This is a genomic window from Micromonospora sp. NPDC002575 (genome assembly GCF_042889525.1).
GTDB lineage: Bacteria > Actinomycetota > Actinomycetes > Mycobacteriales > Micromonosporaceae > Micromonospora > Micromonospora carbonacea.
This window is the reverse complement of sequence record NZ_JBIARA010000007.1, coordinates 121,778-143,221: the sequence shown is the minus strand read 5'-3', so window position 1 is coordinate 143,221 and position 21,444 is coordinate 121,778. Positions and strand designations below refer to the sequence as shown.

The window sequence follows — 21,444 nt, the reverse complement described above, 5'->3', positions numbered from 1 at the left end:
AATGCTGACGCTGGGATTCAGCGGCCTCGACCGCGGCACGGCGCTCAAGCGCGCGATACTCGGCGACGGGTGGCGGCGGGAACAACGGATCGTCCAGGGCCTGGACGCCGCGGCGGCCCTGGTCGACGAGACCGGGGTGATCGCCGCCGCCGCGCAGGAACGCTACGACGGCGACAAGGGCACCGGCCGCTTCCCCCGCGACGCGATCGACGCCTGCCTGCGGGCGGCCGGGGCGACGATGCGCGACGTCGAGGTCGTCGCCCACGGCTTCCGCTACGAGCCGTCCCCCGTCTGGCAGCTCGACCACCTCGCCACCCGGTGGTACGAGGAGGTGTACGCCCAGCGCGTCCAGCGGGACACCTTCCGCGCCCACTATCCGCCCGCCGTCGCCGAGCCCCGCCTCGTCCACGTGCGGCACCACGTGGCCCACGCCGCCAGCAGCTACTACCTCAGCGGCTTCGACGAGGCGCTGGTGGTCGTGGCCGACGGCATGGGCGAGCAGGAGTCGCTGACCGTCTTCGAGGGCCGGGGCGCGTCGCTCGACCAGTGCGGCAGCTATCCGATCATGAGTTCGCTGGGCATCCTCTACAGCGTCTTCACGCACTACCTGGGCTTCCAGCCCGGCATGGACGAGTACAAGGTGATGGGGCTGGCCCCGTACGGGGACCGGCAGCGCTACCGGGGCCCGCTCGACGAGTTCGTCCGGCTCGACCCCGACGGCCGGTTCGCCGTGCCGCTGCTGTCGGCCAACAAGTCCCCGATGGAACGCGAGACGCACCAGGGCGTGCTGCGCCGGCTGGAGGAGAAGCTCGGCCCGGCCCGCGAGCCCGACTCCGAGCTGGCGCAGCACCACATGGACGTGGCCGCCGCCCTCCAGGACGCGCTGGAACGGACGCTGCTGCACGTGCTCACCGAGTACCGCCGCCGCACCGGCCTGCGCCGGCTCTGCCTGGCCGGCGGCGTCGCCCTCAACTGCTCCGCCAACGGGGTGATCCTGCGCAGCGGCCTCTTCGACGAGGTGTTCGTGCAGCCCGCCGCCGGCGACGACGGCACCGCCCTGGGCGCGGCCCTGGCCGCGCTGCGCGAGGCGCGGCCGGCGGCCCCGGCCGGCATGGACATGCCGTACTGGGGGGACGGCCTCGCCGACGCCGACGTCGCGGCGGCGCTGCGCGACCTCGGCCCCGGCTTCGCCGTCGAGCGGCACGCCGAGGAGGACCTGATCCGCGCCACCGTCGCGCTGATCGAGGGCGGTGCCACGGTGGCGCTGTGCCAGGGCCGGATGGAGTTCGGGCCGCGCGCCCTGGGCAACCGCAGCATCCTCGCCGACCCGCGCTCGCCGACGATGCGGGCCCACCTCAACACCGTGGTCAAGCAGCGCGAGGAGTTCCGCCCGTTCGCCCCGGCGGTGCCCGTGGAGGACGCCGCCACCTACTTCGACATCCCGCCGGGGACGGCGGCAGCCTTCCGGCACATGCTGATGGTCACCGGCGTGCGGGAGCCCTACCGGGACAAGCTGCCCGCCGTCACCCACGTCGACGGGTCCGCCCGGGTGCAGGTGGTGCAGCGCGAGTCCGCGCCGCTGTTCTGGGGGCTGCTGCGCGAGATGGGCCGCCGCACGGGGCTGCCGGTGCTGGTCAACACGTCGTTCAACCTGCGGGGCCAGCCCATCGTCCGCACCCCCGCCGAGGCGGTCGCCACGTTCGCCCGGTCCACCCTGGACGCGCTCGTCCTCGGCGACCACCTGGTCCGGCGCGCCGCCGCCGCTGATGGCGCGGACGACGACGCGGGTCGCGGCGCGGGTGCCGACGCGGGGAGGGCCGCGTGAGCATCGACAACGAGCCGGCGACGGCCGACGCCGCGCCGTACGCCGACATCGCGCACGCCGCCTTCGGGCAGGTGCTGCGGCGGGACCGGATCGACCCCGACGCCGACTTCTTCGACCTCGGCGGGCAGTCCCTCCAGGCCGTCGAGGTGGCCCTGGAACTGCGCCGGCGCACCGGCATCGCCGTCGACCTGGACCTGCTGTTCACCTGCCGGCGGCCCGTCGACGTGGCCGCGCACCTCGCCCGGCACGCGCCGTCGGCCCGGCAGACCCCGATGTCGCCCACCGAGGAGCGGCTGCTGTTCCTCGAGCGGCTGCACCCCGGCTCGCCGCTGTACTGCGTCCCGGTGCGCTACCGGTTCGCCGGCGACGTCGACGCCGAGGCGCTGCGCGCCGCGTTGCAGGACCTGGTGGACCGGCACGAGGCGCTGCGCACCTGCTTCACGGCCGACGGCCGGCGGCTGGTCCGGTCGGCCGCCGCGCTGCCGTGGACCGTCGTGGACCTGTCCGGGGAGGAACCCGCGCGGGCCGCCGCCGAGGCCCGCCGGCACGTCGCGGAGGAGGCCCGCCGCCCGGTGCCCACCGACGTGCCGCCCCTGGCGCGGGCCTGCCTGGTCACCGAGCCCGGGGACCGCGCTGTCCTGCTGCTCACCCTGCACCATTTGATCGCCGACCAGCACTCGCTGGACCTGCTCGACCGCCAGCTCCAGCAGTCGTACGGCGAACGGGTCGGCCTGGCCCGGGAGCTGCCGCCGCTGCGCCGCCGGGGCCTGGCCGGACGCCCCGACGCGGCGGCGGCGCGCGCCCACTGGCGGGGGCAGCTCGCCGGGCTGGGCGGCCGGATGGCGCTGCCCGCCGACCGGCCGCGCCCCGACGTGGTGGGCCCGGCCGGCGAGGTGGTGACCGCCCCCGTCGACGCCGCGCTGGTGGCCCGCCTCACCGAACTGGCGGCGGCCTGCGCGGCGTCGGAGTTCATGGTGCTGCTCGCCGCGTACGCGGCGTTCCTCGCCCGGGTCGCCGCGCCCGGGGGCGCGGACCGCGCGCCGGAGGTCGTGGTCGGCGCGCCGCTGGGCGGGCGGACGGCCGACGACGAGGACACCGTCGGCATGTTCGTCAACGTCCTGCCGATCCGGGTACGCATCGGGCCCGACACCACGTTCCGGCAGCTCGTCGCGCAGGTGCGCGGGCAGGTCAGCGCGGCGCTGGCCTACCAGTGGACGCCGTTGCAGGAACTGGTGGCCGACGCGACCGCCGCGGCCGGTCCGGCCGGGCACCCGCTGACCCAGGTGAGCATCTCGCACGTCGACGACCGCGCCTGGCACTGGGCCCCGGCCGGGGCCACCGCCGCCCGGGACGTCCTGTCGACCGGCACCGCCAAGTACGAGCTGCTGTGGACGGTCACCACCGGCGCGACGGCGGCGACGTCGGCCCTGGAGGCCGCCGCCGACCTGTTCACCCGGGGCCGGGCCGAGGAGCTGCACGGCCGGCTGCTGGCCGACCTCGCCCGGCTCAGCGAGGCCCCGGACGCCCCCGTCGCGGCGACGCCGCCCCCTGCGCAGCCGCCGGCCCCGTCGCCGGTCGCGGCGTCCCTCTCGGCCGCGCCGGGGGCGGCGGCCCCGGCGCGGCCCGCCGGCCGGGCCCCCGGCGGGTACGCCCGCCAGCCCGCCGACCGGCCGGTGCACGAGCTGGTGGCGCAGCGGGCGCGCGCCCACCCGGAGGCGGTCGCCGTCCGGCACGGCGGGGAGATCCTGCGCTACGGCGAGCTGGACGCCGCCGCCGCCGGGCTCGCCGGGCACCTGGTCGAGGCGGGGGTACGCCCGGGGGACCGGGTCGCCGTGGCCGTCGAGCGGGGCGCGGACGCGGTGACCGCGTTCCTGGCCGTGCTGCGCGCCGGGGCGGCGTACGTGCCCGTCGACGTGGCCCAGCCGACCGCTCGCAGCCGGACGATCCTGCGCGACAGCGGCGTGCGGCTCGCCCTGTGCCAGCCGGGCGCGCAGGAGCACGTGCCGGCCGGGGTGCCGGCCGTCGACCTGGCCGCCGCGCTGGCCGGGGCCGCCGACCGGCCCGCGCCGCCGCCGGTGCCGGTGACTGTCCGGCATCCCGCGTACGTCATGTACACCTCCGGCTCCACCGGCACGCCGAAGGGGGTGGTGGTCCCGCACGAGGCGATCCTGCGGCTGGTGCCGCGCTCCAACTTCCTGAGCCTGCACCCGGAGGACGTCGTCGCGCACCTGTCGAACACCGCCTTCGACGCGGCCACCCTGGAGGTCTGGGGCGCGCTGTGCGCGGGCGCGACGCTGGCGGTGGTGCCCCGCGAGGTGGCCCTGTCGCCGCACCGGATGGGGCGGTTCCTCGCCGACACCGGCGTCAGCGTCATGTTCACCACGAACGCGCTGCTCAACGCCATCGTCGCGCACGTGCCCGGCGCGTTCGCCGGCCTGCGGGCGCTGCTCATCGGCGGCGACCAGTACGCGCTGGAGCCGGTGCGGCGGATGCTGGCCGCCGGCGCGCCGCGGCACCTCGTCAACGCGTACGGGCCGACGGAGAACACCACCTTCTCCGCCGCCCACGAGGTGACCGCCGCCGACCTGGACCGGGGCGTCCTGCCGATCGGCGGGGCCATCGACGGCACGTACCTGCGGGTCCTCGACGACCGGCTGGCCCCCGTCGCGCCCGGCGGCACCGGCGAGCTGTACGTCGGCGGTCAGGGGCTGGCCGACGGCTACGTGGGCGATCCGGGGCGCACCAGCGCCGCGTTCGTCGCCGACCCGTTCGCCGTCGAGCCCGGCGCGCGGCTCTACCGCACCGGCGACCTGGTGCGGCTGCTGCCCGACGGCGGCGTGGTGTTCCTGGGCCGCCGCGACGACCAGGTCAAGGTCAGCGGGTTCCGGGTGGAGCTCGGCGAGGTGGAGCGGGTCCTCGGCGACTGCCCCGGGGTGGGCGAGTGCGCGGTGCTGGCGGTCGCCGACGCCGACGCGGTGGAGCTGGTCGCCGTGCTGACCGGCCCGGCCGACCCCGGCGAGGTGCGGGAGTTCCTGCGGGCCAACCTGCCGGCGTACATGGTGCCGGCGCGGTGCCACCGGGTGCGGCGGCTGCCGACGACGAACAACGGCAAGGTGGACCGGCCGGCGCTGCTGGGGGAGCTGGGCCGCGACGCGGCCGGCGTCCCGGCTCCGGACCCCGCCCCGGATCCGGCCGCGACACCCGGCGGGGTGCTGCCGGACGACCCGGTGGCCGCCGGGCTCGCCGACATCTGGCGGGACCTGCTGGGGGTCGCCGACGTCGACGCCGACAGCCACTTCTTCGCGCTGGGCGGCACCTCCATCAAGGCGCTGCACCTGGTCGGCGCGGTGCACCGGCGGTTCGGCGTGGACCTGCGGATCGTCACCGTGTTCCGCCGGCCCGCCTTCGCCGACCTGGCCCGCGAGATCACCGACCTGGCGGGGGAGGCCGCCGACCTGGCCGGGGAGGCCACCGACCTCACCCGAGAGGCCGCCGACCTGGCCGGGACCGAGCGGAGGGGGCACGGCGATGGACCTGGGCGACCCTGACCTCTACCTCGACCCCGGCCGGTTCGCCCGCTGGCGCGGCCACGCCGCCGCCGACGCCGTGCTGTGGAGCGAGGCCGGCACGTCGCCGGGCGGCTTCTGGTCGGTGTTCTCGCTGGCCGGCTGCCGGGCGATCCTCGCGCCGAAGGCGCCGTTCACCTCCGAGTACGGGATGATGATCGGCTTCGACCGCGACCACCCCGACAAGGCGGGCGGCGGGATGCTCGTGGTCGCCGACGGCCCCCAGCACGGCCGGCTGCGCAGCGTGATCATGCCGTTCCTGTCGCGGGCGATGGCCGAGTCCCTCGACGACGTCGTCCGGCAGGAGGTGCGCCGGCTCGTCGCCGACGCCGTCTCGGCCGGCGGCGTGGACGTCGCCGCCTCGCTCGGGCCGGTGATCCCGGCGAGCGTCGTCTGCCGGATCCTCGGCGTGCCGGCGGACGACCGCGACATGCTCATCGAGCTGACCAACCACGCCTTCGGCGGCGCGGACGACACCTTCGACCGGATGTCGCCGGAGGCCGCCCACTCGGAGATGATCCTCTACCTCGCCGACCTGGTGGCCGACCGGCGGCGCAGCCCGGGCGACGACCTGATCAGCGCCCTGGCCGCCGACAGCCGCTTCGACCTGCGCGAGGTGCTCCTCAACTGCGACAACGTCCTCGTCGGCGGCAACGAGACGACGCGCCACGCGATCGCCGGCTGCTTCCACGCGCTGGCCACGTCGCCGGGGACCCTCGCCGGCCTGCGGGCCGACCCCGGCCTCGTCGGGCCGGTCGTCGAGGAGGTCATCCGGTGGACGTCGCCCGCGATGCACGTGCTGCGGGTCGCCACCGACGACGTCGACCTGCCGGGCCAGCGGGTGTCGACCGGCGAGGCGGTCGTGGCGTGGCTGCCGGCGGCCAACCGGGACCCCCGCCACTTCGCCGCCCCCGACGAGTTCCGCCCCGGCCGCGCCGCCAACCACCTGGGCTTCGGGTACGGCCCGCACCACTGCCTGGGCGCGGCGCTGGCCCGGCTGGAACTGCGGGCGCTGCTGCTCGCCCTGGCCGAGTTCGCGGGGGCGGTGGCCGTGCTCGGGGAGCCCGTGCCGCTGCGCTCCAACCTGGTCCACGGCTATCGCCACCTTCAGGTGCGGCTGGAACCCGTCGGCCGCCCCGCCAACCACCGAGAGGCGCTGAGTTGAGTGACCGCGTTCAGGGACGGCCGGTTTCGGCGGCTGTACATCGGCGACGCACTGTCGGGCTTCGGGGACACCGCGCTGCTGCTGGCCCTCGGCATCTGGGTCAAGGACCTCACCGGCAGCAACTCCGCCGCCGGCGTGGTCTTCCTGGCCATGGGCCTGCCGGTGCTGTTCGCCCCGCTGGCCGGACGGCAGATCGACCGGGTACGCCGCAAGACGCTGCTGATGGTCACCAACGGCATCGCCGGGCTGGTGGTGCTGGCGCTGCTCGGCGTGCGCAGCGCCGAGGACACCTGGATCATCTACGCCGTCGCCATCGTGCACGGCTGCGTCGCCACGGTGCTCACGGCGGGGCGCAACGCGCTGCTCAAGGACCTGCTGCCCGACCGTGACCTGCCGTCGGCCAACGCGGCGTTCGGCACGCTGTTCGGCTTCACCCGCATCCTCGCGCCGCTGGTCGGCTCCGGCATCTACGCCGCGTTCGGCGGCCACCTGCTGGCGCTGATCGACGCGCTGACCTTCCTCGCCGCGATCACCGCGCTCGCGTCCGTACGGGTCGCCGAGTCGCCGCCGGAACCCACCGGCGAACGGTTCGGCACGGAGCTGCTCGCCGGCCTGCGCCACATCCGGTCGGTCCCGCTGCTGTCCCAGGTCACCCTGGTCAGCGCCGTCGCGTTCGGGGCGGTGGGCTTCCTGGAGCCGATCATCTTCGTGGTGGTCGAGGACGGGCTGCACCGGCCGGCGGCGTTCTTCGGGGTGGTCGTCAGCGTCCAGGGCATCGGCTCCATCGCCGCCGGGTTCACCGGCGCGTGGCTGCTGCGCCGCGTCGGCGAGGCCCGGGCCATCGGCGGGGCGCTGATCGGCCTGGGGCTCGGCTGCGCCGCCCTGGCCGTCGGCGCGACCCCGGTCGTGCTCGGCGGGGCGATCGGCATCGGGCTCGCGGTCACCTGGTTCTCGATCGGCTGGAACACCCTGCTCCAGCGGCACACCCCCTCGCGGCTGCTGGGTCGGGTCTTCACCACGGCGGGCATGCTGGTGACGGTCCCGCAGACGGCGTGCATCGGGGTGGCCGCCGTCCTCATCGGCGTCGTGGACTACCGCGTCCTGCTGGCCGCGCTGGCGCTGGTGATCCTGCTGTCCGGGCTGCGGCTGCTGACCCGCCCGAAGCCGACGCCCGTGGCCGCGCCCGTGCCCGCCGAGGAGAAGCCCGACCGGACCGAGCTGGAGGTGACGCCGTGACCACCGTCGAGACCTCGACCGCCCACCGGACGGTGCGGGTGCCCTTCGCGGGGCACCGCGCGGGCCGCTGGCCGATGCCCCACGGGCAGAGCAACGTCTTCGACTGGCTGCCGCGCGAGGGCAGCGGCGGGGTGTTCGTCCTCCACGCCGACCTGCCCGCCGGCCGCACCGTCGACGACGTGCTCGACGCGGTGGGCGCGCTGGTGTCCCGCCACGAGGGGCTGCGGACGGTCTACGAGGTCGGCCCGGGCGTCGAGCGGGCCCAGGTGGTGTGCCGGTCCGGCCACGTCGAGGTGACGCTGCTCGAACTCGGGCCGCAGGCGCGCGAGCGCACCTGGATCACCGATCCGCCCCGCGCGTTCGACCACGGCGTCGACTTCCCCGTCCGGGTGGCGGTGACGACGGACGCCGGGGCGCCCGCGCGGGCCGTCGTCGAGTTCTCCCACACCGTCGCGGACCTGGTCGGGGCGAACATCGTGCTGGACGAGCTCGTCGGGCTCGTCGCCTCGCCCGCCGGCCGCGCTGCGGCCCCGCCGGTCTGGCAGCCCGCCGACCAGGCCGAGCACGAGCGAACCCCCGAGGCCCGCCGACGGATGGCGAGGACGCTCGACTACTGGCGCAGGCAACTGCACACCCAGCCGCCCTGCCTCGTCTCCACCCCGGCCCGCCGCCAGGGGCCGCCAGAGCACCGGCTCGCGACGCTGCGCTCCACCCCCGTCGCCATGGCCCTCGCCGAGATCACCAAGCGGGCCAGGGTCACCCCGGCCAGCGTCCTCGTCGCCACCACGGCGACGCTGCTGTGCTGGTGGACCGACACCGACCGGGCGATGCTGGAGGCCCTCTACAGCAACCGGGCGCTGCCCCGCATGCAAAACTTCGTCGGCAGCATCGCGCAGAGCGCGCTGGTCCCGTTCGCGCCGGCCCCCTCGTTCCACGAGACGCTGCGGCAGACGCACCTCAACATCTTCAACGCCTTCCAGTACGCCTACTTCGACGCGACCGCCGTGGAGGAGATGGTCCAGTCGATCGGCGCGCAGCGGGGCTGCCAGCGGCACCGGGACCTGGTGATCAACGACATGAGCACCTCCCGGGGCGGCGTCTTCGACGGGCGGGCCGGGGTGCCGGTGCGGGGCACCGAGGTGGAGAGCGGCCTGGAGACGCAGACCACCGGCCCGGTGAATCTCGTCATCCTGCGTACCCGGCCCACCGTCGTGGTCGGCCTGACCCACGACGTACGGCACGTCACCACCGACGAGGCGGCGGAGCTACTGTGGTCGATGGAGCGGATCCTGCTGACCGCCGCCGAGCGGGACATCGACTACGACCGGCTCGGCGACCTCGTCGGGCTCGACCGGGTCGAGCGCGGCGACAACTGGGTGGAGATCGACTCCGCCTGGATCGACCTCGCTCTCAGCGAGCGGGTGCTCCGGGAGGCGACCGGCGACCCGACCGCCAAGGTCGTGCTGCGGGACGGGCCCGTCGGCGCCCGGTCGATCGTCGGGTACGCCGCGCCCGCCGACCCGCGCACGGGCCCGCGCGACGTGCACCGGGCGATCATGGCGGCGCTCGGCGGCCGGCACGGCGCGACCGCCCCCGACTCGTACGTCCTCTGCGCCTACCCGCCCCGTCGACCCGAGGACCCGGCCGCCTGGCAGGCGCAGCCGTTCCGCGCGGCGGGCTCCGGCAGGTAAGGGTGACGGCTGTCGAACCTTTGCCGCCCCGCGTCCGTGCCATGGGTGGGAGGTCGACACCATGGCCGTACGCCGAATGTTCGCCGCCGTCGCGGTCGCTGCCGCGACCGTGGCCCTCGCCGCGCCCCCGGCGTACGCCCACGGGGCCCCCACCGACCCGCTCAGCCGCGCCGCCGCGTGCCGGCCCGGCGGCCCCCACGCCGCGACCCCCGCCTGCCGGGCGGCCGTGTCGGCCGGCGCGGCGGTGCGCGAGTGGGACAACATCCGGGTGGCCCGCATCGACGGGCGGGACCGGCAACGCATCCCCGACGGGGAGCTGTGCAGCGGCGGGCTGTCGGCCTACCAGGGGCTGGACCTGGCGCGCTCCGACTGGCCGGCGACCGAGCTGACGGCGGGCGCGCGGTTCACCTTCCACTACCGCACGACGATCCCGCACCGGGGCACGTTCCGGCTCTACTCGACGGTCGACGACTACGACCCGAGGCGGCGGCTGACCTGGGTGGACCTGGAGGCGGAGCCGTTCCTCACGGTCACCGACCCGCCGATCCGCGACGGGGCGTACCAGATGACGGGCCGGCTGCCGGCGGGCCGCAGCGGGCGGCACCTCATCTACACGATCTGGCAGAACTCCGACACCCAGGACACCTACTACTCCTGCTCCGACGTCATCTACCGCGAGGCTGAGGGCGCTCGCGGTGGCCCGGCTGCGGAGAAGCCGGCGACCACCGCCGCCGTCCCGGCCGGGGAGCCGGAGCCGGCCGACGCCCCCGGGGTGCTGGCCGCCGACGGGGGCACGCTGGGCGAGACCGTCGAGGCTGCGCCCGGGGTGCCGGTGGCGTCGGTGAGCCGGCTCGCCCCAGGCGGGTGGCCGGTCACGGCGGGCGCGGCGGTCACGCTGATCGTGCTGCTGGCCACCCTGGTCGTACGCCTGCGCCGGCCCGCCGCCCCACCACCCGGCTTGCCGTGCAGGATCCGCAACCACCGCGCCGGCCGCCGCCGGGTCTGGTGAGCCGCCTCAGCCGAACAGGCGACGGTTGATCCCGGTCAGCTCCTCGGCGGGGACCAGGACGGTGCTGCCGGACCAGTCGATGTCCTCGCTGGCGATGGACTTGTCCGGCTCGCCGTCCTCGTCCAGGGTGGAGTAGCCGGCGTGGTAGCGGCCGAAGCCGTATTCGCCGGCCGTCAGGGTGGCCAGGGCCCAGGGCAGCAGCCTGCCGCGCAGCTTGTCCGGCGCCTGCCGGTCGACGGGCATCCGGACGACCCCGAGCAGGTCGTACCACTCGTCGGGCGTGCCCGCTTCGAGCACCCGGCAAAGCGAGAACGCGTGCCGCACCTCCGGCTCCGGGGCAAACCACCTGACCTCGTTCAACATGCTGCCTCCTCTTGCTCACCCATGCTTAGTGGTCGTAGGTGAGGTTGCACTAGATTCTTCTTGCTATCAAGAGTGGTGATGAGAATACTAAGGGTGTTCTTCGAGGGAGAGGCAGAGGCAATGCCCGCCACGTCATCGAGTGCAACGGGACCGCGCGGATCGTCGGCCCGCGTGGAGCCGTCGCCGGTCGTGCAAGCCTGGGAACTGGGACTGCGGCTGCGTCAGCGCCGCGAGGAGATCGGCTTGACCGCAGCGGCAGCCGGTCGCGCCATCGGCATCATCCAGACGTATGTCTCGGGAGTGGAGGCGGGCAGGGTGAAACTCCCCGCTGCCCGGCTGGCCCAGATCATCGATGTCTACGAGCTGGAGCCGGAGGAGGCGGCAGAGCTGGAGGAGCTGCGCATCGGCGCGAGCCGGCGCGGTTGGTGGCACGAGTATTCCCAGCTCTTCCCGGCCGAGTTCATCCGCTTCCTCGGCTACGAGGCCGGGGCCGAGGAGATCCGCTTCTACGACAGCGAGCTGGTGCCCGGCCTGTTGCAGACCGAGGGGTACGCCCGAGCGGTCATTTCTGGCGGGACCACCACCATTCGGCTCACCGAGGTGCAGCGGCGGGTGGCAGCCCGGATGGCCAGGCAGGCGCGACTCCACACCGAGCACCCCATCCGAGTAGCGGCGTTGCTCGGCGAGGGCGCGTTGCGCCAGCAGGTGGGCGGCCCGGCTGTGATGAGGGCACAGCTTGAGCACCTAATCGAGATGGCGACCGAGCGGCCTGGGCAGATCGACATCCGCGTGCTGCCCTTCGCCGCCGGGGCGCATCCTGCGCTGGGCGGCTCCTTCCAGATCCTGTCGTTCGCGTCGCCAAGGCTGCCTGACCTGGTCTGGCAGGAGGTACTGACCTCCATCGACATCATTGATCAATCCACGCGGGTGAACGACTACCAGGTGACCTTCGAGGAAGCCTGCGAGCGCGCGTTACGCTCCGAAGACTCGATTGACCTGATTCGCCAGATCGCCAAGGAGATGACGTGAGTCCGTCGTACAACTCCGGGGAGGGCTGGTTCAAGTCCTCTCGTAGCTCCAACAACGCCAACTGCGTGGAGGTGCGGTTCGTCGGCGGCGCGGTCGACGTCCGCGACACCAAGGACCGCACCGGCCCGACGCTCGCCTTCGACGGTGGCTCCTGGTCCAGCTTCCTGACGACGCTCAAGGCTGGCGCGGCGAGCTGACGAATCAGCTCCTGCCCGCACCCTGAGCCGCCCTCCCTCCAGCCCTGGCTTCTTGTCCAGGTGCGGTAAAAGGGCAGGCGGTTCCCAGGACCCGCGAGCGCGCCGACGAGCGGCAAATCGGGGTGAATCTTGGAAGAATCCGGCCCCTAGAGGGGCCCTTTGCTTCCAAGATCTCCCGTTTCCGACCGCGCCCCGCCCTCTCGACCCGGGTGGTGACGCTCAGCCGAGGTGGCCGTCGATCTCGGCCAGCTCCTCGGCGGTGAAGTCCAGGTTGTCCAGGGCGGCGATGTTCGCCTCAAGCTGGGCGACGCTGCTCGCGCCGATGATCAGACTGGTCATGCGCGGGTCGCGCAGCGCCCAGGCGAGCGCGAGCTGCGCCAGGGACTGCCCGCGCCGCGCCGCCACCCCGCCGAGCGCCCGGATCGTGGCCATCCTCTGCTCGTCGAGGTCGCTCTCGTTGAGGAAGACGCTGGTGCGCACCCGGGAGTCCTCGGGGATGCCGCCCAGGTAGCGGTCGGTGAGCAGCCCCTGGGCGAGCGGGCTGAACGCGATGCAGCCGGCACCCACCCGCTCCAGCGTGTCCAGCAGGCCGTCGCGCTCGGTCCAGCGGTCGAGCATCGAGTACGACGGCTGGTTGATCAGCAGCGGCGTGCCGAGGTCCCGCAGGATCGCGGCGGCCCGCTCGGTCTTCTCCGAATCGTAGTTGGAGATGCCGACGTAGAGGGCCTTGCCGGAGCGGACGATCGCGTCCAGCGCGCCCATCGTCTCCTCCAGCGGAGTGTCCGGGTCGAACCGGTGCGAGTAGAAGATGTCGACGTAGTCCAGCCCCATCCGGCGCAGCGACTGGTCCAGCGAGGCGATCAGGTACTTGCGGGAGCCCCACTCGCCGTACGGGCCGGGCCACATGTCGTATCCGGCCTTGCTGGAGATGACCAGCTCGTCCCGGTACGGCTTCAGGTCCGTGGCGAGCATCCGGCCGAAGTTCTCCTCCGCCGATCCGGGCGGCGGGCCGTAGTTGTTGGCCAGGTCGAAGTGGGTGACGCCGAGGTCGAAGGCGCGCCGGACGATGTCCCGCTGCCGCTCGTACGGTCGGTCCGGCCCGAAGTTGTGCCACAACCCGAGCGACACGGCCGGCAGCCGCAGCCCGCTCCGCCCGCTGCGCCGATAGGTCATCGTCTGGTAGCGCTCGTCCGAGGCAAGGTAGGTCACGGTTTCGACCCTATCCCCGCGCCGGTGGCCGGGACAGGGGCAACTTGTCGGCGCTGCCCCGGCCGCCGGGCGGCCGTCAGACGGCGATGCAGCTCAGCGTCAGACGGCGATGCAGCTCAGCGTGGGCGTCGCGGCGGGGCCCGTCCCGATCAGCCCGAAGATGGCGTCGGCCCCGGGGCCGATCCGGCCGTTCCAGCCGGTGTTGCTGATGGTGACCACGTCGTCGATGGTCGAGGAGATCGTGGCGTTCCAGATGTCGCGTACGTCTTGGCCCTCGGGGAGCGTCAGACGTACCGCCCAGCGGGCCATCGGCGAGGTGCCGGTGTTGCGCACCGTCACCTCGGCGTGGAAGGCCCCCGGCCAGTCGCTGACCAGCCGCCACGTTGCCGAGCAGCGGAGAGTGGTCGTCGGCGTGGGGCTCGGGGGGTCGGTCGGGTTGGACGACGTCGGCGTGGGGGTCGGTGAGTCGGTCGGGTGCGGCGCGGTCGAGGTCGACGTCGGCGTCGGGCCCGGGCTCATCGGCGTCGTGCTTGGTGTCGGGGGAGCCGGCGTCCAGGCCGGCGTCACTGCGGGCGGGGCGGCGGCTCCGGCTGCTCCCGCCGCCTCGGCCGCCGTGGCGGCCGGGGCGAGGCCCGGGGCGACGGGCGCGAGCAGCAGCGCGCCGGCCAGCACCAGCAGGCCGGGACGGAATCTGGGGCGCGGACGGTTCATGGCGGTGCCTCCGGGGGCGGAGTCGGTGGCTGGGAGCGCTCCAACGATCGATGTCCACCTATGGAGTTGTCAATCGCCGATCCGTCTCGTCGGGCCGGTCCCGCCATCCACGGCGGTTAGGAAGGGGCCCTTCCTCTACAGAATGCGTTAACAGGGGGCCCCTCCTTGCAACACGGCCGCGCTAGCGTGGGTCGGGTGACTGAGCCCAACCAGGTTCTCCCGGTCCCGCCCGCCGACCTGCCCGCCACCCTCGGCGCGCTGCGGGCCGCCGGGCACCGCTACCGCACGGTCAAGCAGGAACTCCGCGACAACCTCCTCGCCCGGCTGCGGGCCGGCGGGGACCGTTTCCCCGGCATCGTCGGCTACGACGACACGGTGCTGCCCGAGGTCGAGCGGGCGCTGCTCGCCGGACACGACATGGTGCTGCTCGGCGAGCGCGGCCAGGGCAAGACCCGGCTGATCCGCTCCCTGGTGGCGCTGCTCGACGAGTGGACCCCGGTCATCGCCGGCTCGGTGCTCAACGAGCACCCGATGCACCCGCTCACCCCCGCGTCCCGCGCCCTGGCCGTCGAGGCCGGCGACGACCTGCCGGTCGCCTGGCTGCACCGCAGCATGCGCTACGGCGAGAAGCTGGCCACCCCCGACACCAGCGTCGGCGACCTGATCGGCGACGTCGACCCGATCCGGATCGCCCAGGGGCGCACCCTCGGCGACCCGGAGACCATCCACTTCGGGCTGGTGCCGCGCACCAACCGGGGCATCTTCGCCGTCAACGAGCTGCCCGACCTGGCCGAGCGCATCCAGGTGGCGCTGCTCAACGTGCTGGAGGAGCGCGACATCCAGGTGCGCGGCTACCAGCTTCGGCTGCCGCTGGACCTGCTCCTGGTGGCCAGCGCCAACCCGGAGGACTACACCAACCGGGGCCGGATCATCACCCCGCTCAAGGACCGCTTCGGCGCGGAGATCCACACCCACTACCCGCTCGGCCTGGAGCTGGAGCTGGCCCTGATCCGGCAGGAGGCCGACCTGGTCGCCGAGGTGCCGCAGCACGTGCTGGAGGTGCTGGCCCGGTTCGCCCGCGCGGTGCGCGAATCCCCGTCGGTCGACCAGCGCTCCGGCGTGTCGGCCCGGTTCGCGATCGCCGCCGCCGAGACCGTCGCCGCCGCCGCGCTGCGCCGCTCCGGCCTGCTCGCGGCCGATGCCACCTCCAACGGGGTACGCGAGGAGACGCCCGTCGCCCGGGTCGGCGACGCGGTGTCGGTGACCTCCACGCTGCGCGGCAAGGTCGAGTTCGAGAGCGGCGAGGACGGGCGGGAGGTCGAGATCCTCGCCCACCTGCTGCGTACCGCGACCGCCGAGACGTTCCGGGCCCGGCTCGCCGGGCTGGACCTGTCCGGCTTCACCGCGCTGGTCGACGACGGCCGGGTCGTGGAGACCGGCGAACTGGTCTCCTCGGCCGAGCTGCTGCGGCAGGTCGGCACCGTGCCCGGGCTGGCCAAGGCCCTCGACCGGCTCGGGCTGGGCGACGCGCCGACGCCGGAGCAGGCGGCGGCCGGCGTCGAGTTCGTGCTGGAGGGGCTGCACCTGACCCGCCGGCTGGGCAAGGACGTCACCGACTCCGGGCGCACCGTCTACGGCGGCCGGGGCTGACGTGGCCGGCAACCGGTTCCGGTACGGCCAGTGGCGCGGCGGCCCCGACCCGCTCGCCCCGCCGTACGACGTGCGGGCCGCCGTCGACTCGGTCGGCGCGGAGGTGCTGGCCGGCGGCAACCTCCGCGAGGCGCTGCGCGACCTGCTGCGGCGCGGCCCGCAGGGGCGCAGCGGCCTCGACGACCTCGCCGCCCGGGCGCGGCGGCTGCGCCGCGAGGCGCTGCGCCGGGGCGACCTGGACGGGGCGGTCACGAGGGCCCGGGCGCTGCTCGACCAGGCCCTCGCCGCCGAGCGGGACGAGCTGCGCGGGCGCGACGACGAGGCGGCCCGCTTCGCCGAGGCGGTGCTGGACAACCTGCCCCGGTCCACCGCCCGCGCCGTGCGGGAGCTGGCGGGCTACGAGTGGGCCAGCGACGAGGCCCGGCAGGCGTACCGGCGGATCCTCGACGGGCTGCGGGGCGACGTGCTGGAGCAGCGCTTCGCCGGCCTGCGCGACGCGGCGCGGGCCGCCGCCGACCCGCAGGCCCAGCGGCAGCTCGCGGAGATGATGCGCGACCTCAACGAGCTGCTGGCCCGGCACGCCCGGTCGGAGGACACCACCGACGCGTTCGCCGAGTTCATGCGCCGCCACGGCGAGTTCTTCCCGGAGCAGCCGAGGGACGTCGACGAACTGGTCGACGTGCTGGCCCGGCGGGCGGCGGCCGGGGAGCGGCTGATGCGGTCGCTGTCGGACCGGCAGCGCGAGGAGCTGGCGGGGCTGATGCGCGAGTCCCTCGGCGAACGCCTGGCCGGCGAGCTGGCCGCGCTCGACGCGAACCTGCGGGCGCTGCGCCCCGACCTGCACCGGGGCGGGGGCGAACGGGTGCGCGGCGAGCAGCCGCTCGGCTACGGCGAGGCGGCCGGCGCGCTCGCCGAGATCGCCGAGCTGGACGAGCTGCTCGACGCCCTGGACCAGGAGCATCCCGGCGCGACCCTGGACGACGTGGACGTCGAGGCGGTGGCCCGGACGCTGGGCCGCGACGCCGCCGACGACGTGCGCCGGCTGCGGGAGCTGGAGCGGGAACTGCGCCGGCAGGGCTGGGTGACCCGGGACGCCGACGGGCTGACGCTGAGCCCCAAGGCGCTGCGCCGCCTCGCCGGCACCGCGCTGCGCCAGGTCTTCGCCGACCTGACGGCCGGGCCGCGCGGCCAGCACGACCTGCGTACGGCGGGCGCGGCCGGCGAGGTCAGCGGGGCGTCACGGCAGTGGGAGTACGGCGACGAGCAGCCGATCGACGTGGTGCGCACCCTGCACCGGGCGGTCCGCCGGGCGGTGCCGGCGGTGCCGGTCCAGCTCGCCGCCGAGGACTTCGAGGTGGCGGAGACGGAGCGCCGGGCCTCGGCGGCGGTCGCGCTGTGCGTGGACCTGTCGTACTCGATGATCTCGCAGGGGCGGTGGGGGCCGATGAAGCAGACGGCCCTGGCCCTGTCGCATCTGATGGCGACCCGCTTCCCGCAGGACGCGCTCCAGATCATCGGGTTCGGCCGGCAGGCGGCGCCGCTGACCCAGGCGGAGCTGGCGGCCGTCGAGCCGGACCTGCAGCAGGGCACCAACCTCCAGCACGCGTTGCGCCTGGCGGGGCGGCACCTGCGCCGGCACCCGGGCGCGGAGCCGGTGGTCCTCGTGGTCACCGACGGTGAGCCCACCGCCCACCTCGACCCCGACGACGGGGAGGCATACTTCCACTGGCCGCCGCTGTCCGAGACGATCGAGGCGACGATCCGGGAAGTGGACCGGCTGACCCGGGCCGGCGCGATGCTCAACCTGTTCATGCTCGGCGAGGATCCCGGCCTGCGCCGCTTCGTCGACGCGGTGGCCCGCCGGTCCCGGGGCCGGATGTTCACCCCCGACCTCGACGACCTCGGCGAGTACGTGGTCAGCGACTACCTGCGCGCCCGTCGGGGCCGCCGCTGAGCCCCGTCCGGGTGACCCGGGCGCGGTAGCGCTGCCCGGCCGGGCCGGCGTCGGGGTTGACTGGGACGGTGGACAGCGAGGCTTTGCGGCGGGCGTACGCCGAGGTGCTCGCCGAGTTGGCAGCCGGCGGATTCGAGCCGCCCGCCGACGGGGAGCTGAGCGCCGAGCAGATCGTGGCGCACCTGGTGGCCAACGACGAGCTGATGAGCGAGGCGACCGAGGCGGTGCTCGCCGGCTCCCCGTTCGCGTACTACGACCTGGACGCCATCCACCGCCCGCAGCTCGACGCCCTCGTCGCCGAGTACGCCGGCCCGGAGACGGGCGGCGTCGGGTCGGCGGCGTCGGAGGGCCCGGCGGTGCTGGGCGGCCCGGCGGCGCTGGGCGGCCCGGCGGCGCTGGGCGGCCCGGCGGCGCTGGGTGGGCTGGCCGACCGGCTGCGGGCGACCAGCAGCCGGTTCTGCGCGTTGGTCGACCGGCTGGGCCCGGCGGCGCAGACGCCGGTCGAGACCCGGCTACACGAGGACGTCGACCTGCGGGTCGACGAGACGCTGCCCTGGGCCCGCACCCTCGACCTGCACGCCCGGGTCCACCTGCCGAAGCATCTGGCCCAGCTCCGGGCCCTGCGCCCGCAGTTGCACGCCCACCGCGCCTGACTCGTCGACGCCGGCAGGCTTGGCAACGCCGGCAGCGCCGGCTCGGCTGGGTCAGCAGCCCGGCAGCGCCGGCTCGGCTGGCCCGCAGCCGCGTGCGAGAGCCGAGCCGGACACGCCCCCGGCCACCCACACCGCACCCTCCACACTCGCTCAGCGCCGAGAGGTGACGCACCGCAACCGCAGCCGCCGGGGCCCGCACCACCCGCGCCCACCCCTTTGCTCTGCACCCGCATACGCAACGCTCACGCAGCGCGATCGGCCCGACCTCGCCGAAGGCCCACGCCTTGCGCGTGGGCCCAGGTCGACCGCCGTGTTGCGTGAGTGGGTGCAGAGCAAAGGGGAAGGAATGGGTGGGGCGAGGCGGGAGGAGGGTGACGCAGCGTCAGACCGGCGCGGCGAGCGCGCGGCGGCGAAGGCATCACGGAAGGTAATCGGTGCGCCGCAAGACGCGCCGTCGCCGTCGCCGTCGCCGGGGCCGGTGGAATGGGAGGGCCCGTGGGGTGGTGGGGCCCCGGCGCGGCGAAGCCGCAGGGCGGGCAGGGCGCAGGGTGGCAGGGAGCAGGGCGGCAGGGGTGGTGCGGCGGGGGGCGGGTCAGGCGCGGGCTCGGAAGGCTCTGCGGTACGCCGACGGGGAGACGCCGACCCGCCCGTGCAGGCGCTGGCGCAGCGCGGTGGCGGTGCCGAAGCCGGACCGGCGGGCCACCTGCTCGACGCTGAGGTCCGTGGTCTCCAACAGCAGCCGGGCGTGGTCGGTGCGTTGCTGGAGCAGCCACTGGGCCGGGCTGAGCCCGGTCTCCGAGCGGAAGTGCCGGGTGAAGGTGCGCACGCTCATCCGGGCGTGCGCGGCCAGGTCGCGCAGGGCCACCGGCTCGTGCAGCCGCTGCCGGGCCCACTCGCGGGTGGCGGCGGTGCCGTGGGCCGGGTCGCGGGGGACGGGGCGCTCGATGTACTGGGCCTGCCCGCCGTCGCGCCACGGCGGCACCACGCAGCGCCGGGCCGCCCGGTTGGCCACGTCGCTGCCGTGGTCGGTGCGCACGACGTGCAGGCACAGGTCGATCCCGGCGGCGACCCCGGCGGAGGTGAGCACGTCGCCGGAGTCGATGAAGAGCACCTCCGGGTCCAGCTCGATCCCGGGGTGCAGCCGGCGGAACAGCCCCGCGTACGCCCAGTGGGTGGTGGCCCGCCGGCCGTCGAGCAGGCCGGCGGCGGCGAGCACGAACGCGCCGGTGCAGATCGACATGACCCGGGCGCCCCGGGCATGGGCGGCGCGCAGCGCCGCCGCCACGGCCGGGTCCACCGTGCCGTCGGTCATCGGCCCGCCGCCGTGCACCCCGGGCACGACCACCGTGTCGGCGGCGGCGACCAGCTCCAGCCCGTGGTCGGGCAGCACCTGGAAGCCGGCGGTGCTGCGGACCGGGCGTCCGCCCGCCGTGCAGGCGTCCACCGCGTACAGGGGGTCGCCGTCGGGGGTGCGGGCTGCGCCGAGGACCTGGGCGGGGGTGCCGAGGTCGAGCCCGACCACTGCGTCCACGGCGAGCACCGCGACCCGGTGCGGGACGAACGTCATGGCCCGATTATTGCGCACCATGGCATTCTGGCCACTCGTCGTCGGGCGGTCGGGGCCCGAGACTCGGTTCGTGACCCGTACCCGTCGTCTCCACCCGGCCTGGGCCGTGGCGGCCGTCGCCTTCGTCGCGCTGGTCGGCGCGGCCGGCTTCCGCGCCACCCCGTCGGTGCTGCTGCACCCGCTGCACGCCGAGTTCGGCTGGCCGCTGGCCACCGTCTCCGCCGCTGTCTCGGTCAACCTGCTGCTCTACGGGCTCACCGCCCCCTTCGCCGCCGCCCTGATGGACCGCTTCGGCATCCGCCGGGTGGTGGCCGCCGCGCTGGTGCTGGTGGCCCTGGGCAGCGGGCTGACGGTCTTCATGACGGCGAGCTGGCAGCTCGTCCTGTGCTGGGGCGTGCTGGTCGGGCTGGGCACCGGGTCGATGGCCCTGGCCTTCGTGGCGACCGTCACCGGGCGCTGGTTCGTCGCGCGGCGGGGCCTGGTGACCGGGGTGCTGACGGCAGGCGGGGCCGCCGGCCAGCTCGTCTTCCTCCCGCTGGTCGCCGTGCTCGTCCGCGACCACGGCTGGCGCACGGCGGCGCTCGTCGTCGCCGGGGCCGCGCTGGCGGTCGTACCCCTGGTGGGGTGGCTGCTGCGGGAGCACCCGGCGGATCTCGGCGTGCCCGCCTACGGCGCGGCGGAGGTGGTCGCGCCCGCGCCGCCCACCGGCGGCGCGGCGGCCCGCGCGGTCGGCGTGCTGGCCGCCGCCGCGCGGACCCGGCCGTTCTGGCTGCTCGCCGGCGGGTTCGCGATCTGCGGCGCGACCACCAACGGCCTGGTCGGCACCCACTTCGTGCCGGCGGCGCACGACCACGGCATGGCCGAGACCACCGCCGCCGGGCTGCTCGCCCTGGTCGGGCTCTTCGACATCGTCGGCACGATCGCCTCCGGCTGGCTCACCGACCGGTTCGACGCGCGGCTGCTGCTCGGCGCCTACTACGCGCTGCGCGGCGCGTCGCTGCTGGTGCTGCCCAGCCTCTTCGCGGGCACCGCCGAGCCGAGCATGCTGGTCTTCGTCGTGTTCTACGGCCTGGACTGGGTGGCCACCGTCCCGCCGACGGTGGCGTTGTGCCGGGAGTGGTTCGGCGCGTCCGGCGCGGTGGTCTTCGGCTGGGTCTTCGCCGCCCACCAGCTCGGCGCGGCCCTCGCCGCGACCGGGGCGGGCCTGGTCCGCGACCGGCTCGGCGACTATGCCGCGGCCTGGTACGTCGCGGGCGCGCTGTCGATCGGCGCGGCCGGGCTCTCCCTGCTGCTGCGCCGGCGCGCGGCGGCTCAGCCGACGACCGAGACGTCCTTCCAGAACGCCACCCGGTCGCGCACCATCTCGGCCGCCGGCAACGGGTCCGGGTAGTACCAGACGGCGTCGGCGCTGCTGCGCCCGTCGTGCTCCAGGGAGTAGTAGGAGGCGGTGCCCTTCCACGGGCAGAACGTGTGCGTCGCGGAGTCGCGGAGCACGTCGTCGCGCAGGGCGGCGCGCGGGAAGTAGTGGTTGCCCTCGACCACCACCGTGTCGTCGCTGTCGGCGATCACCAGGTCGTTCCAGACGGCTTTCGGCATGCGCCCCACGGTAGCGTCCCCAC

17 protein-coding genes are annotated in these 21,444 nt (G+C 75.0%); 12 read left to right on the top strand and 5 right to left on the bottom strand.

Annotation, left to right across the window (positions count from 1 at the left end; all coding sequences use genetic code 11):
• The first annotated feature begins 1 nt into the window (after position 1).
• The 6 genes from ACFYWL_RS13575 (at position 2) to ACFYWL_RS13550 (ending at position 10,492) form a co-directional block, all read left to right on the top strand.
• Entirely contained in the window at positions 2 to 1,825 is a 1,824-nt protein-coding gene (locus ACFYWL_RS13575; RefSeq protein ID WP_386971703.1) for a carbamoyltransferase, read from the top strand.
• A complete protein-coding gene (locus tag ACFYWL_RS13570; RefSeq protein ID WP_386971700.1) occupies positions 1,822 to 5,373 on the top strand; it encodes an amino acid adenylation domain-containing protein in 3,552 nt (1,183 codons plus the stop codon). The genes ACFYWL_RS13575 and ACFYWL_RS13570 overlap by 4 nt, the downstream gene beginning before the upstream one ends.
• Entirely contained in the window at positions 5,354 to 6,556 is a 1,203-nt protein-coding gene (locus tag ACFYWL_RS13565) for a cytochrome P450 (protein WP_386971698.1), read from the top strand. The genes ACFYWL_RS13570 and ACFYWL_RS13565 overlap by 20 nt, the downstream gene beginning before the upstream one ends.
• Positions 6,557 to 7,792: an MFS transporter gene (locus ACFYWL_RS13560; RefSeq protein WP_386971696.1), complete on the top strand. Its 1,236-nt coding sequence runs from the start codon at positions 6,557 to 6,559 to the stop codon at positions 7,790 to 7,792. It begins immediately after the preceding gene.
• The gene (locus ACFYWL_RS13555; RefSeq protein WP_386971694.1) at positions 7,789 to 9,483 is read left to right on the top strand and encodes a condensation domain-containing protein; all 1,695 of its coding nucleotides are present in this window, start codon (positions 7,789 to 7,791) and stop codon (positions 9,481 to 9,483) included. The genes ACFYWL_RS13560 and ACFYWL_RS13555 overlap by 4 nt, the downstream gene beginning before the upstream one ends.
• Before the next feature lie 61 nt (positions 9,484 to 9,544).
• Positions 9,545 to 10,492, top strand: a complete 948-nt coding sequence (locus tag ACFYWL_RS13550) for a lytic polysaccharide monooxygenase (protein WP_386971691.1) — start codon at positions 9,545 to 9,547, stop codon at positions 10,490 to 10,492.
• A gap of 6 nt (positions 10,493 to 10,498) precedes the next feature.
• On the opposite strand, the gene ACFYWL_RS13545 is transcribed toward ACFYWL_RS13550, so the two are convergent.
• Positions 10,499 to 10,855, bottom strand: coding sequence for a hypothetical protein (locus tag ACFYWL_RS13545; RefSeq protein ID WP_386971689.1), 357 nt, complete (start codon positions 10,853 to 10,855; stop codon positions 10,499 to 10,501).
• Positions 10,856 to 10,948: 93 nt separating this feature from the next.
• Between ACFYWL_RS13545 and ACFYWL_RS13540 the strand changes: the two genes are divergently transcribed.
• Both ACFYWL_RS13540 and ACFYWL_RS13535 read left to right on the top strand, forming a co-directional pair.
• A complete protein-coding gene (locus ACFYWL_RS13540) occupies positions 10,949 to 11,884 on the top strand; it encodes a DUF5753 domain-containing protein (protein ID WP_386971686.1) in 936 nt (311 codons plus the stop codon).
• The gene (locus ACFYWL_RS13535; protein ID WP_386971683.1) at positions 11,881 to 12,081 is read left to right on the top strand and encodes a DUF397 domain-containing protein; all 201 of its coding nucleotides are present in this window, start codon (positions 11,881 to 11,883) and stop codon (positions 12,079 to 12,081) included. The genes ACFYWL_RS13540 and ACFYWL_RS13535 overlap by 4 nt, the downstream gene beginning before the upstream one ends.
• 219 nt (positions 12,082 to 12,300) lie before the next feature.
• Here ACFYWL_RS13535 and mgrA read toward each other — a convergent pair whose 3' ends face one another.
• Complete coding sequence (gene mgrA, locus ACFYWL_RS13530) at positions 12,301 to 13,290, bottom strand: L-glyceraldehyde 3-phosphate reductase (RefSeq protein ID WP_386971680.1); 990 nt, start codon at positions 13,288 to 13,290, stop codon at positions 12,301 to 12,303.
• 99 nt (positions 13,291 to 13,389) lie between these two features.
• Complete coding sequence (locus tag ACFYWL_RS13525) at positions 13,390 to 14,001, bottom strand: cellulose binding domain-containing protein (RefSeq protein ID WP_386971677.1); 612 nt, start codon at positions 13,999 to 14,001, stop codon at positions 13,390 to 13,392.
• Positions 14,002 to 14,187: 186 nt separating this feature from the next.
• Between ACFYWL_RS13525 and ACFYWL_RS13520 the strand changes: the two genes are divergently transcribed.
• The 3 genes from ACFYWL_RS13520 to ACFYWL_RS13510 all read left to right on the top strand — a co-directional run bounded on the left by ACFYWL_RS13520 (position 14,188) and on the right by ACFYWL_RS13510 (position 18,258).
• Entirely contained in the window at positions 14,188 to 15,651 is a 1,464-nt protein-coding gene (locus ACFYWL_RS13520) for a magnesium chelatase (protein WP_386971675.1), read from the top strand.
• A gap of 1 nt (position 15,652) precedes the next feature.
• Positions 15,653 to 17,605 carry a VWA domain-containing protein gene (locus ACFYWL_RS13515; protein ID WP_386971672.1) on the top strand — a complete coding sequence of 651 codons (1,953 nt, stop codon included), beginning with the start codon at positions 15,653 to 15,655 and terminating at the stop codon, positions 17,603 to 17,605.
• A 68-nt stretch (positions 17,606 to 17,673) separates the two neighbouring features.
• Positions 17,674 to 18,258 (top strand): hypothetical protein, encoded by a 585-nt coding sequence (locus tag ACFYWL_RS13510; RefSeq protein WP_386971669.1) that lies wholly within the window; start codon positions 17,674 to 17,676, stop codon positions 18,256 to 18,258.
• Positions 18,259 to 18,850: 592 nt separating this feature from the next.
• Here ACFYWL_RS13510 and ACFYWL_RS13505 read toward each other — a convergent pair.
• Positions 18,851 to 19,825 (bottom strand): GlxA family transcriptional regulator, encoded by a 975-nt coding sequence (locus tag ACFYWL_RS13505; protein ID WP_386971667.1) that lies wholly within the window; start codon positions 19,823 to 19,825, stop codon positions 18,851 to 18,853.
• 70 nt (positions 19,826 to 19,895) lie between these two features.
• Here ACFYWL_RS13505 and ACFYWL_RS13500 point away from each other — a divergent pair, with 70 nt between their 5' ends.
• Entirely contained in the window at positions 19,896 to 21,215 is a 1,320-nt protein-coding gene (locus tag ACFYWL_RS13500) for an MFS transporter (protein ID WP_386971664.1), read from the top strand.
• Here ACFYWL_RS13500 and ACFYWL_RS13495 read toward each other — a convergent pair.
• Complete coding sequence (locus tag ACFYWL_RS13495) at positions 21,137 to 21,421, bottom strand: DUF427 domain-containing protein (RefSeq protein ID WP_386971662.1); 285 nt, start codon at positions 21,419 to 21,421, stop codon at positions 21,137 to 21,139. The genes ACFYWL_RS13500 and ACFYWL_RS13495 overlap by 79 nt on opposite strands.
• Positions 21,422 to 21,444: the final 23 nt, after the last annotated feature.